Annotated in this window: 12 protein-coding genes; 6 read left to right on the top strand and 6 right to left on the bottom strand. The window is 48.0% G+C overall.

Annotated elements, in window-relative coordinates; translation table 11 throughout:
- The first annotated feature begins 164 nt into the window (after nucleotides 1-164).
- The gene (locus ABDD94_RS15015; protein WP_345952938.1) at nucleotides 165-467 is read left to right on the top strand and encodes a hypothetical protein; all 303 of its coding nucleotides are present in this window, start codon (nucleotides 165-167) and stop codon (nucleotides 465-467) included.
- Nucleotides 416-1,339 (top strand): SOS response-associated peptidase family protein, encoded by a 924-nt coding sequence (locus ABDD94_RS15010; RefSeq protein WP_345952937.1) that lies wholly within the window; start codon nucleotides 416-418, stop codon nucleotides 1,337-1,339. The genes ABDD94_RS15015 and ABDD94_RS15010 overlap by 52 nt, the downstream gene beginning before the upstream one ends.
- Nucleotides 1,340-1,343: 4 nt before the next feature.
- On the opposite strand, the gene ABDD94_RS15005 is transcribed toward ABDD94_RS15010, so the two are convergent.
- From ABDD94_RS15005 to ABDD94_RS14990, 4 genes are read right to left on the bottom strand one after another with little or no spacing between them, the layout of a single operon-like run.
- Nucleotides 1,344-4,547: an error-prone DNA polymerase gene (locus ABDD94_RS15005; protein ID WP_345952936.1), complete on the bottom strand. Its 3,204-nt coding sequence runs from the start codon at nucleotides 4,545-4,547 to the stop codon at nucleotides 1,344-1,346.
- Nucleotides 4,544-6,046, bottom strand: a complete 1,503-nt coding sequence (locus ABDD94_RS15000; protein ID WP_345952935.1) for a DNA polymerase Y family protein — start codon at nucleotides 6,044-6,046, stop codon at nucleotides 4,544-4,546. Before ABDD94_RS15000 ends, ABDD94_RS15005 begins: the two co-directional genes overlap by 4 nt.
- Nucleotides 6,039-6,764, bottom strand: coding sequence for an Error-prone repair protein ImuA (locus ABDD94_RS14995; RefSeq protein ID WP_345952934.1), 726 nt, complete (start codon nucleotides 6,762-6,764; stop codon nucleotides 6,039-6,041). Before ABDD94_RS14995 ends, ABDD94_RS15000 begins: the two co-directional genes overlap by 8 nt.
- A gap of 11 nt (nucleotides 6,765-6,775) precedes the next feature.
- On the bottom strand, nucleotides 6,776-7,120 hold the full coding sequence (locus ABDD94_RS14990; RefSeq protein ID WP_345952933.1) for a hypothetical protein: 345 nt from the start codon (nucleotides 7,118-7,120) through the stop codon (nucleotides 6,776-6,778).
- A gap of 90 nt (nucleotides 7,121-7,210) precedes the next feature.
- On the opposite strand from ABDD94_RS14990, the gene ABDD94_RS14985 reads away from it, so the two are divergent.
- From ABDD94_RS14985 to ABDD94_RS14970, 4 genes are read left to right on the top strand one after another with little or no spacing between them, the layout of a single operon-like run.
- Nucleotides 7,211-7,474, top strand: a complete 264-nt coding sequence (locus tag ABDD94_RS14985) for a hypothetical protein (protein ID WP_345952932.1) — start codon at nucleotides 7,211-7,213, stop codon at nucleotides 7,472-7,474.
- Nucleotides 7,471-7,965, top strand: a complete 495-nt coding sequence (locus tag ABDD94_RS14980) for a helix-hairpin-helix domain-containing protein (RefSeq protein WP_345952931.1) — start codon at nucleotides 7,471-7,473, stop codon at nucleotides 7,963-7,965. Before ABDD94_RS14985 ends, ABDD94_RS14980 begins: the two co-directional genes overlap by 4 nt.
- 3 nt (nucleotides 7,966-7,968) lie before the next feature.
- On the top strand, nucleotides 7,969-8,577 hold the full coding sequence (locus ABDD94_RS14975; RefSeq protein WP_345952930.1) for an alpha-ketoglutarate-dependent dioxygenase AlkB: 609 nt from the start codon (nucleotides 7,969-7,971) through the stop codon (nucleotides 8,575-8,577).
- 13 nt (nucleotides 8,578-8,590) lie between these two features.
- Nucleotides 8,591-8,824 carry a hypothetical protein gene (locus ABDD94_RS14970; RefSeq protein WP_345952929.1) on the top strand — a complete coding sequence of 78 codons (234 nt, stop codon included), beginning with the start codon at nucleotides 8,591-8,593 and terminating at the stop codon, nucleotides 8,822-8,824.
- Nucleotides 8,825-9,047: 223 nt separating this feature from the next.
- Here ABDD94_RS14970 and ABDD94_RS14965 read toward each other — a convergent pair whose 3' ends face one another.
- Together ABDD94_RS14965 and ABDD94_RS14960 are read right to left on the bottom strand one after the other, a co-directional pair.
- A complete protein-coding gene (locus ABDD94_RS14965) occupies nucleotides 9,048-10,148 on the bottom strand; it encodes a S1/P1 nuclease (RefSeq protein ID WP_345952928.1) in 1,101 nt (366 codons plus the stop codon).
- Between the two features lie 746 nt (nucleotides 10,149-10,894).
- Entirely contained in the window at nucleotides 10,895-12,427 is a 1,533-nt protein-coding gene (locus ABDD94_RS14960; protein WP_345952927.1) for a DUF5010 domain-containing protein, read from the bottom strand.
- Between the last annotated feature and the right edge of the window lie 383 nt (nucleotides 12,428-12,810).

Genomic DNA, 12,810 nt, shown 5'->3' with positions numbered 1-12,810 from the left:
TTATCCCTAATTTTTTTCCATAGAACATAGCTTGACCCCGTTAATCAATACATTAGGATGCAGCCCCTGAATCTTAAAAATGGTCATCGGACAGCTTTATCTCACCATGATGCCGATTGTAATAATATGTATTATTTACTAATTAATTTAGTAATTTTGCTTTAATGAATGATCCCAATTTATTTAATGTTGAGTTGAACGGACAGATGGTTAGTGTAAGCGTTCACATAATTAAATCCGCTAAGGTCTTTCATGTTATTCAACCCGGAAATCATCCGCCGTTAAATATTACGGTTGCTGAGAACAAGGATGGCGAAAAGTTCTGGACATCAGTTCCAGAGGGCCGCCAGGAGGAAGCGGAATTTGCAGGCAAGGTAATTGCTGCTTATATTCGTGAATACAGGAGGAACCAGTTATGTGCTACTACAACGGACAAAAAGTTACCCGCGCCGAATCTATTCGGTTAAAAGGCATCGAGAAAGCGATCAAAAAATATAATTTTCTGAACGTCGGCGTACATAATGGTTTCAATTACGCACCTTGCGCGATCCTGATCCCCTCAGCCGATGGTAAAGATTTCGATATCGTACAGGCCGAATGGGGTTATGTACCCGGCTTTGTAAAGACCAGGACCGAAGCCAATATCTTCCGCGCGAAATACACCACGCTCAATTTTAAGTCGGAAAACCTTTTCGTGAAAGAGGATGGCAATCGCTCTATGTGGGCTGATGCCGCCAAGAACCGTCGTTGCCTGGTCTTATCAACCGGTATCGTCGAATCAAGACACATTCCCAAGATCGGTAAGAAAGGGCAGGAGCTAAAAGAAATGATCAAATATCCTTACCAGATCACTTTGAAAGATCATGAGTATTTTTTCTTGCCCGGGTTGTATAACGAATGGTTAGATCCGGAAACCAGCCAATTTGTGATGACGGTTGCTTTCGGTATTACTGATTCTAACTATGTGATGTCGCAGATCCATAATTCCAAAAAACGCATGCCTTCCATTTTAACGGAGGACCTGGCCTGGGAGTGGCTGATGGAAAAACCAAGTGAGGAACGACTTTTACAGATAACCCGGACACAGATACCTTCCAGGTTACTGGATTTTTGTACGGTTGACCGTAATTACCGAACCGCGCTGGAAGCTACGCCACTCGAGTACCCTGAGTTGTCAGCAATAGATACGCGATATGTTGATACCGAAGAATTACAATTCAATTATTGGCCGGCAGACCTGGAGCCAGTAGGGCAAGAACAAGAAGAAATGGTCGTTGTTGACGAAACTGTCAGAACTTATTATCCGCCCAGTATTAAACAGGGTGATCTTTTCAGTTAAAAGTTTATTTGAAATTCCTTCCCTTGTGAAAGCTTTCCTCAGGCTGCTGCGTTTTCAGCGGCTTCTCCATGGGAATGAAAGGTGAGGCTTTTTCGTCAGCCCGTGAAAGTGTCAGGACCGGTTGCTGCTCGTTTCGGATAGCCGTCAGATCACCCAGTAATTTGGTAACATCAAATATTCTGCGCACAATAATGTGCGTAACCTCCGTCCGTTCCACAACACCTTCGACCATCAGCAGACGCGCACGAAGGATCTCTTTGCGGTATTGATCATACACCTTTGGAAAAACGACCAGGTTGGTCGTGCCAGTCTCATCTTCCAGGGTAATGAAGCAAACACCTTTTGCGGTGCCAGGCCGCTGGCGGATCAGAATCAGGCCGGCGGTTTTGATCAACGTTTTATTCTCGGTCTGGTTAGCTTCTTTTGCAGGAACTATGCGGAGCAGGTCAAGGGTATGCCGGATAAAGTTTAGCGGGTGACCTTTGATGGAAAGTCCGGTCGTTGCATAGTCCTGTACCACATGTTCGGAAAGCCTCAACTCCGGTAAATTGACTTCAGGTTCATGCAGGCTTTCAGATGGCTGACCCTTCATTAATTGAACAGGCCGGTCATGGAGGGCGGAAACTTCCCAGAGTGCACGCCTGCGGTCAAGATCCATAGAGCGGAAAGTATCGGCATTTGCCAGCATTTCCATGGTGGCTACGCTCACACCGGCATCACAGATCTGGTGCGGTTCGGTATAAGGCTTAATCCGGCACGCGATCAGTTTTTTCATTTCTTCCTGGCGAATACCGGTGATTTCCCGGAAGCCCCGGCGTATCGCAAAATACCTGCCCTGTTTTGTTTCCAGCGTATTATCCCATTGTGAACAATTCACATCGATAGGCAGCATCTTAACGCCGCGTTCCTCGGCATTCCGCACGATCTGTGCCGGACGGTAGAATCCCATGGGCTGACTATTAAGCAGTGCAGTAGCAAATACATCCGGATAATAAAATTTCAGCCAGCAGGATACATAGACCAGTAAGGCAAAACTGGCGGCATGACTTTCGGGAAAGCCATAACTGCCAAATCCTTCCAGCTGTTTGAAAATGCGGCGTGCATATTCTTCAGTATAACCCCGGGACGTCATCCCGTTGATTAGTTTGTGCTCAAACTTGCTGACCATCCCGTTAAACTTAAAGGTCGCCATGGTACGGCGCAGCAGATCGGCCTCGCCCGGGGTAAAACCGGCGGCAACGATAGCCAGCTCCATGGCCTGTTCCTGGAACAATGGAACACCCAGGGTGCGCTCCAAAATTGAGCGAATCTCTTCGGAAGGATATTCCACGGCTTCCTCCCCATTCCTTCGCCGGATATAGGGATGTACCATATCGCCTTGGATCGGTCCCGGCCGGACTATGGCTACCTCGATTACCAGGTCATAAAAGCAACTGGGTTTCATTCTGGGCAACATGGACATCTGCGCCCGACTCTCAATCTGGAAAACACCGAGCGTGTCGGCTTCCGTGATCATTTCATAAACCTTTGGGTCATCCTGTGGGATATTAGCTAAGGTGAGCGTTTTTCCATAATGGCTTTGTACCAGGTCGAAAGCCTTGCGGATACAAGTGAGCATCCCTAAACCCAAAACATCGACCTTCATGAAACCAAGCGCATCAATATCATCCTTGTTCCATTCGATATTCGTACGGTTTTCCATCCGGGCGTGAAAGATTGGGCACAGATCGCTGAGCTTACCATCGGTGATGACAAAGCCCCCGGTATGCTGCCCCAACTGGCGGGGAAAGCCGATCAGTTGGGAGGTCAGTTCGATCACTTTCAGCAGGTGCGGGTCCTTGGGATTAAGCCCTAGCTTACTGATCTGATCGGCTGTGATCTCCTCATCGCTAAGCACGCCAAAAGCGTCGGACAGCGTTTTAGTAGTATCCACCGATAGTCCCATGGCGCGGGAAACGTCGTTTACAGCCCCTTTATAATGCAGCATAAAAACCGTCGGCAGGATCGCCGCACGGTCGCGGCCAAAGCGGTTGTAAACGTACTGGATCACCTCTTCCCGCCGCTCATGCTCAAAGTCCACATCGATGTCTGGCGGCTCATTGCGTTCCTTAGAAAGGAAGCGGGCAAACAACAGATTGGATTTGTCGGGGGCGACAGAAGTGATACCCAATACGAAGCAGACAGCGGAATTAGCGGCTGAACCGCGGCCCTGGCAAAGGATGCCTTGCCCGCGTGCCCAGGTCACATAGTCCTCTACGGTCAGAAAATAATCGGGCACATCCAGTTCCGCAATGATCTCCAGTTCGTCTTCAATTGCTTTTTCGACTTTCGGCGGTATGCTATTATGGTAAAAGCTTTTCGCACGTTTCCACGTCAGGTATTCCAGTTGCTGCTGAGGGGTACGGCCGTCTGTCGTGAGTTCACTGGGATATTTATATTTCAGTGAGCGCAGGTCGAACTGACAGGCATCCGCAATAACCTGTGAATTTGCGATCGCTTCGGGATAGTTGCGGAACAAGCGCTCCATCTCTGATTTTTCCTTGAGGTGCCGTTCCGCATTCTGATGCAGCTTATAGCCTGCATGAAAGATCGTGCACTTCTCTCGGATGCAGGTCAGGATATCCTGCAGTTCACGTCGGGATACGTTATGATAGTGAACATCATTAGTGGCCACCAGCGGCACGCCTAACTCTGCTAACAAGAACAGGCGCTTGGCATCATCACCGGTATAGTATTTGGTAGCGGCCAGATATAGGTTAGGCAGGTACTGCTGGTAATCGCGTACATGATTTTGAAAAACGAACTCAAATTCGAAATCCTGGGTAAGTTTATCCGGTGGTATGATGATAAAATAACTGCCTTCCGCATGCTGGTAGACATCTTTTTTGGAGATAAAGCATTTTTCCTTTTCAGCACGAAGATTACCGAGCGTCAATAAGGCAGAAAGCCGGCCGTAGGCTTCCTTGTCAGTCGGATAGGCTAATAAGCTGGGACCGTCGAGCAGGTCCAGGCGTACCCCGGGGATTAACCTGATGTTACGGTCTTTAGCCACCTGATATGCACGGACCACACCGGCAAAAGTATTGCGGTCGGTAATGCCAATGGCCGTATAGCCCAGGTCGGCCGCTTGGTCGACGAGTTCCTCCGGATGGCTGCCGCCCCGCCGGAAGCTGAAATTGCTGGTCAGCTGTAACTCGACGTAACTCATGCGAAAAAGCCATGTAAATACCAGTGCTGGTTATTTTCCGCATCGTAATGGCCGGAACGGAAAAGCCAGTAACGGCGTCCGGCTTCATCTTCAGCAATGTAGTAATCGCGATGTTCACCCGGCTCTATCCACCATTCTCGTTCGATACGCTCAGGTCCATCCGCACCGACGATAACATGCTGCTCACCTTTCCAGATAAAGAGTTTGGGCGGATAATCAGGAGTCAGCGCCATGGCGGTGATCGGTTCGGGATGATCGAGTATTTGAATAGGGCGCGGTTTATCCGTGCGCCATTCGCTTTCCGGCGCTTTTTCAATATCCGGATCAGGTTTCGGTGTGCGTTCCGGCCAGTAATGTTCACCGGGCAGATACCGCTGGATAGATGCACTGCCAATCCGTCCGGCAACCCGGTCGAGTAGTTCAGCCACTTCTTCACTGTCCGCTCCGCCCTTCGAAGACCAGATCTCACTTTGCCTGTCGCTGACGGACTCGGTTTTAAGCGCATCCAAAATAAACATTTCAATACCCATCCCCGGGGCGATCGTATCCAGCTTGATAGAAAATAATTTGAACAGGTGCTGGACGCGGTTACTGGCATGATTGGTCCCGATTTTAATATTCCCGTTCTTTCCGTCAATCCGGTACCAGGTCAACATAGCGGACCGAAGCCCCAGGCCCTCACCGTAAAGGCGCTTACATAATCTTTCGAGCAAATCATTCAGGGCAATCTCGATCGCCGGTCTTGTTTTGATGGGTTCGAGGCAAGGAAGCTGTTCTGTATAGGGAACAGGTTCTTTGAGCGGGAACAAATGTTCCGTTTCCTGACCGAGTGCCTGATGTAAACGTAATATCATATTCTTTCCGAAGCGCCGCCGCAGTATGGAATCAGGCATATAGATGAAACTGCTGATCTGGTGCAGCCCCAAGTTGCGTAACTTGATCAGCAGGTCAGCGGGCAACCGGAGCGCATAAGGCGGCAAAGGCATTAGCGCATTCCGATGTGCACCTTCCCCAACGATGAGACCGGAGGTCGCACAGCGGGCGACGCCCCAGGCCGCACCTATAGTATCCGCAATAGCCGGCCGAATGTCGTAACCTGCCGTTTTTAACCGCGATACGATCTCCTGTAAATAGGCTTTTTCGCCTCCTTTCAAATGGGTACAGCCTGTCACATCTAGCAGTAAGCCGTCAGGAGGATCAAGCTGGACGAGCGGTGTATAGCGCAGGCACCATTCCGCAAGGCCGGTCAGCAACTTTAGATTCCGTCCCGGTTTTCCTTCGAAGACCAGCAGGTCTGGCGCAATCACCCTTGCGTCCGCAACGGTCATGCCTTCGGTAACCCCGTATTTGCGGGCTTCATCTGTTAATGCGGTGATGAGCATCCTTCCGTGATCCGGTTCGGCAAAGACGTACGCTTTCCCTTTCAGTTCAGGCTGGCGGATTGCCTTCTGGTCTGTGAGCAAACGGCGGAACCATATGGATGCAAAACGCTTAGGCATAACGGCGGGATGCTTCGGTTAGTTCAGGTATAATGACAGTTCGGAAACTAAGCTTTTTCCACTCAATGATCCAGTTCCCGGGTTTGCCGTTCCTGACTTTAAGCAATTCAACCTGCCAGCGCGGATGGCCGACACCGGGCATGCCGGATCTGAGCTGGCTGCGCACCGGGCTGATCTGCCAGCGTGTTACGCAGGCGGTCGTGTTCACTTTTTTAACATCCTTTCGTAGCACAAACCCGGTCACATGACTTTTCTCTACCGCCAGTTGCAAACGCTGTGATTCCGTAAAGCTTAGGTCTTTGCTCTCACAGATCACGGTGGCAACACCCTCGCATTTCAAGGCCTCCTCGGTCACCCAAAGCACATCTTTCTGCAAAGGCACATCGATAAAGATCACCCGGTCCGGATCAACACCAAACAGTTTGAGCGCAGGCGGATAAATCCGCCGCGTATAACTGATCCATAAACAGGCTCCTCCGCTTAGCAATAGCTTTTGAACCAGCCCCGCGATAAAGCCGCCCGTAGCTGCGGTATCTTCCGGTCTACAGCTGATAAACTCATGAATGGCACCTGTCGGGAATACGCCATCGGGAAAAGAGGCAGCTACCGGTCCCAGCCCCAGATCGTTGTTAGCGCCGGGTTTAGGAGGGCGGAAACCTTCCCAGCGGAGCATATCCTGCCGGAGTTTGCTGACAATCTCTTCTTTGGTTGCTTTCATTGTTGCCATTCTTAAAAGTCGAGGTGCATCTGGTCGAATTTCGGGCTGCGGGTCTGGTTGTATACTTTAATCTCCGCAGCGATCATGCTGACTTCTTCGGGAGTGAAAACCTCGTCTTCACTGAAACTGGACAACTGTTCCGGATAATGGACAGCTTCATAATGATTTTCTGCATCCCGTGAAGCCACAGGCGTCGGCGACTCCTCTTCCATGTTTATACAAATGACCGACCGCCGTTCACCGGCAGTTACTTGATAACGCATAAAGCCTACTGTATCAGTGAGTTGATCCAGTTGTTCGGCAGTGCCGGCCACATGACCCTCCTCAAACTCGAATTCTAAATTAAATGGTACCATGGCTGTCAGATTTTTGGAACTACAAATCTATGCTAATATTTTTAGCAATATTATGCTCTTTTTTACATTTTTTTCTCCACATTTGTTTTAATGAAAAGCAAGTTGTTCCAGGAAAAGCCAGAAACGTTCAAAACCAGTGCAGAGAGATGGATCCACATTTTTCCGGATTGCGGAGAGGGTTACCAGCTCTATGACGCTTTACAAGAGCGGAATGCAGGACGCATTTTATTTGATGCCAACGGTAACTGGATCTATGCTGGCACAGCACTGAACATTAAGGAACAGGAAGAAGTAGCCGGGTTTATCAGCGGCAGCCACAAGGAAATGAACGATCTGATCAGAAGTATCTTATGAAAAAGAATATTGAACTTGGGCTGACCGCTGTTGAAAAGCAACAACTGAGGGAACGGAAAATAAGCCTGAAAGCATTACGCGACTATGCTCCCGATGAGATCGCGTCCCTGTTGAACGCTTCAGCGGATCGGGCCAGGGAATTGGTTGCACTGGCTGAATTTCAAAGTATCCCGTCACTTGGGATCGGTTTTGCGAAGGAGCTGATCGACCAGGGATATTTCTCACTGGATCAAATGAAAGGCAAGAGTGCTGTTGAATTATTTGACGCCTATGAAAAACACTGCGGTTGCTGGGCAGATCCTTGCGTGGAAGATTCTTACCGGCTGCTGGTCCACTATATTGAGCATCGGGATGATACCAAACACTGGTGGGATTTCACGAAGGAGCGTAAAGCTTACCGCGCAGAGTTCGGCTTTCTGCCAGACCGGCCGGTAACCGCCTGGTATGAAACGGAGAAATATCCGAAGGCCAAAGCACATTTGAAAGGATAAACGATGGAACAACTGGCATTATTTGCAGAAGCCGGTCAAAGTAAAGGGCTGCCCAAAGAATACCTGGAATACTTTCCAAAGCTGATTGAGCAGTTCACCGGACAGCAGCTTTTAGAAAGGTTCATTAAAGAAACGCCGTGGCAGCAACAGACGCGGATCATGTACACGAAAGAAGTAGTCACCCCGCGTCTTACCGCTTGGTACGGTGATCCGCAGGCTTATGATTACCAGTCCCTTAAAAAGAATACACCTTTGACCTGGACACCGGAGTTACTGATGATTAAGGATCTGGTTGAACCGCTTGCTGGTGTTCAGTTCAACAGTGTGCTGCTGAATTATTACCGGGATGGTAATGATTCTGTCGCCTGGCACAGTGATAAAGAAGAGATACTGGGCAGGAACCCGGTCATCGCATCGGTTTCCTTCGGTCAGGTACGTAATTTTGATATCCGTAATAAACAAGATCATAAAGAACACTATTCGGTTAAACTGGAACACGGTTCCTTTTTGTTGATGAAAGCGGGACTACAGGAAAATTGGGAGCACCGGATCGCTAAATCCACGAGGCCAATGCGGCCAAGGGTGAACTTAACTTTTCGTGTAGTCAAATAATCCCTATTTTGCAATGATGATCACCCATTATGATTTCCTGGCCATGAACGAGGCTGAGCAGTATGAAGCAGTCTGGAAAGGGACCTTTCTGGGTGACCGGAGGGAAGCCGGCCTTTGGATACAGTGTTACAGCCTGGAAAGCTTCTATGTGGAAGTTTACTATGATGCGGATGCTAACCGTTTAGAGCGTATCCGTTCTTTCACTAAAATCGATCAACTGGCACCTTATCTTGGACCGGGTAATTAGGAACATCATACCTTGTCGACCAACTAACTATTTCAATTGATCAAAGTTACGAAAGCAACACCTTTGGATTTGAGGCACACAGGCATGGTTTTGCTTAGGTCTGAATTAGTGGTTGATTAAATAGGTTCGCGCATGGCGAGTAAGGAAGCTACCGGGCGTTGATTGGCCCGGAGCTTATTAATTAAATTCAATGGATTAGGCCTGTTTTGCTGGTTTAAGTTAGTTATTTAACAGTCAGTAATGTCGGGTCGGTAACGATAATTTCAGGTTTGCCTTTATAGTCGATGACCTGCCCGGTGATCGTTACTTCTTTGCCTTCAATACTACTGCCTAACGACTTGGCTTCGCCTTTCATGGCCAGCGTCAGTAACTGGTTGGGATAGGCTGCACCGAGGTTGACCAGCACCATACTGCCGATGTCCCGGCTGCTGAATGCTTTTCCGCTAACTGTCACGATCTTCCCTGTATAATTTTTAATTTCTTCCAGTTTGACCACAGTTGTACCACTCGCCGGGATGGGAGCGGGGGTAGGGACTTTAATACCCGTTACTTTTTGACCTGCCAGAACCCGGTTCAGTTCTCCCGCCAGGCGGATACCTGCCTGATCGATCCGCTTGCGGATCACCCTTATATATTTCTGGTAATAAACCTCATCAATGTTTTGGCCCGGTTTGGCATTCGCATACAGTTCGGTGGTAATCTGATAGCTTTCCCATAACCATTCGATCGGGCTGTCGGCTTCCCACTTCTTAATCTCGGCTGGGGTGGCGGTATCATAGTTCTTTACAATATCTTCCTGGCTCAATCCCTCATGGTCGATCAGTTTACTGTCCCATAAGCTGTGGAGGTTGGTGCCTTTATTGTCAAAGCGCAGCTGGATCGTATTGCCGCCTTTGTCTTCTTTACGGCTCACGTGCATGGGCTGATGGGCATCACCAACCAAGTGGATCAGGTACTTTAAGGCCTCGTTCTTGGCTTCCGTAGATGCGTTCAAATCTCTAAGCGTCGCTTCAGTTTTGAGTATGGCGGTATACACATTGTTGTCGCTTTCTTGTACCGCTTTGACAAAGGCATTGCGGGAAAGACCAAGCGGAAGATTAATATAATGCCAGGGTGCGGTCTTAGGATCACGGTTCTCATCGGCCCATGTACTAACTTCATCCATTTGTTCCCCTTTTAGGTAAGCTGAAACAGTATAAGCGGTGTTAGAAGTAATGTGGTGCTGCGCGATGGTGGCGACTGCACGATGACCTTTAAATCCCCAGGAAACTAAACCCAATGCGGCCAAAACAATGCCGCCTGATAAAAACGAATATTTTTTCATAAGCTAATCAGGGTGCAAGATGGTAAACGTTTATGAATTCGCCATGAATTTTAGATGTGAAAACGCGAACTGCCAGCTTTGCAATTTGTTAATTTTTTATCGCATAATATTCAATACCGGCTTGGCCGATGGATTAGGATAAATGGCAGCCAGAATACTGATAGAGCAGGTGCACCAAGTGGTGCTGCATGCTTGCAATGGAAAGCGCGACCGGGAGGCAATGACGGCGACTTCGAACGCGGAAGCGATATTAAACGCAGATCCGCCGGTCATTGCAGAATGAAAAGCTGACGGTAACACACCGGATGGCCTGCCATCGGTCTTTGCCGTGAACAGCCTGGTACCTTATGTCCGGAACGGCCTGATCGATCCGCCAAAGAGACTCATCTATATGACCTCTGGCTTGCATACCTAAAGTGATCCCGACCTGAAGAACCCTATCTGAAACAAGCGTAGATGTGTGATTACGCGGCTTATTCCTATTATAGATTGCATGACCTGATCCTGGCACTGCTGTTGCCCGCATCGGCTAAATGTCTTTTCCAATGCAATCAAACCAGGCAGGGTAGCCGTCAAGATGGGCGGACGAGACGCACCGGAAAATGTGCAAACAGGCGCAGAAACCCAAGCTTGGCTAGCGGCTAACGAGGCCGCCGCTGCAAGGTGTCGACAAGCAAATCTGGTCATATAACAAATTACAGGCCGGCAAAGCCCTGATTAACCGGCTTGTAATTTGTTAAATCGTGCTACATAGCCAGCCTGTTAAAGTAATTGATACTTAACGAGCCGGAAACTACAGTAAGCCGTACTGTATGCAGGCTATTGGACGCGAACGATTTGGTACCGGCATCCAGGGTAGACCAAACACCATTTCCGGTGATAGGGACGTTGATTGTTCCCAAGTCAACGCCATCAACACTAAACTTAACCGTTGCCGCCTGGTTGGACGAATACCTAATCTGGAATTTGTTATTTACCACAAGCGGAAGTTCTTTCCATTCCATCCATTCGTTTGCCTGAGCGGCAGTTACGTGCCATCCACCATTGCTATCGTTGGTTTTTACTATATCAATGTTGCCCTCCCGGTAGGTATTTCCGCTGTTTCCCGTAGTCACATCATTAAAGCTATCGCAACCCTCTGCCTCAACTTTCAATATTGCCGGATATGGGTCGTTCGAATACCTGCGGATGATATTTATACGCTGGTTTGGGTAATCATAATAAGTTGCATCTTTACTGCGGAAGACGGCCGCATTTTCGGCACAATCGGTGAATCCCTCAATAATGGTTAATGCAGCGCCTGCGCCTTTGGTATTATTAAGTAAATTCAGGAGTGTTTGCCCATGATTCGCATCAATAAACATATTGGTCGAACCCTGCACCACGCTAAATCCCGGAACTCCGGCACCAACTTTTACATTGTTAAAAGTATAATTGGTGTAAGGGTTAGCCATGTTGAACCAATTATGAACGGCATCAATAACTGCCGGGTCGTTTACCGTTGGGTCCCGGTCGAGCCATGACTTATCTACAATAAGATAGGGGTTTTGACCAAAGGTAGCATTAAACTGGGTTCTGATGTACTGCAGGATCTTTTTGAGATTACTGTTGCCATAGTTCACCGCCCAGTTGGTTGTCACCGACCAAAATATAACCACCGGCCTGCCGTTATATTTAAAACGCTTAGCGTCTGGGATGTTTTGAAATGCAGTTTTTATATTATAGTCCCAGATATATTGGTAATTAGCTGTCAGTGAACAATCAAACTTGGGATTAGTGGCCTGATACCCCAAGCCATTATCGACGTTACGGTTGGCACCCCATGATGATGGGCAGTCATCGAAAACGGCTACTTTAAACTTGCCGGCCAGACCTCTGCGATCCATCGCCGCCACCAGATTAGTAAGTTTGCGTGGGTCACCATGGTCAACATTTGGAGAATTTGGGCTATACCCCCGGCAATTGGCTGCAAAAAAGTCCATGCCGCTATAGGCAAATTCTTCAACCAGGTTGTCCCACCAGTCAGCCTCCAGGGCTGATGATTTGTATAAAGGCAGGTTGTAGATGGTATTACCTGCAGGACTTGGGCTTGGCCCGCCGCCGGCCCTAACCGTGTTATTAAAACCTACTACCGACCCTATAAACTGCGTAGGTATAGCCGTTATTTTGTTGTTGTTTTCCAGCTTTACATCGTTCAGCGGGGCATCAGCTGTTTCCTTCTTTTTACAGCTGACACAGAAAGCTACAGCCGCAAGGGCTATTAAATAATTCTTCTTCATAATAATTTAATTGGTATTGGAAGTCATTTTATAAAGGATTTGCTGTCTCCAGAGCGAAATCATGGCATAGGAGGTTATTGAATCCGTCAGGGAGGATACCGATAGTGTATCATATGATTTAATTGGTTATTCAATAGCATGGTAAGGGGATAGTGCCCACGCTATTGTATATCAAGTATATCAAGCCGTTGATAATTAATAATTAATAAAATATTAATAAGGGCAAAATGATGGATGGTATCTTAATTAAGCTAGGTAAGGTTAATGTTTTATTAACCTTTAATTAGTGTTTAACGGTTAATTGCATGAACAAATGCAAAACTTTTGCTTCAAAACATGAAGTCAGTACGCTGATAATGACCAATTAGCAAATTTTATGCACC

This window comes from Mucilaginibacter sp. PAMB04168 (assembly GCF_039634365.2).
Lineage (GTDB): Bacteria > Bacteroidota > Bacteroidia > Sphingobacteriales > Sphingobacteriaceae > Mucilaginibacter.
The sequence above is the reverse complement of the archived record's forward strand: the minus strand, read 5'-3'. Positions and strand labels throughout refer to the sequence as shown.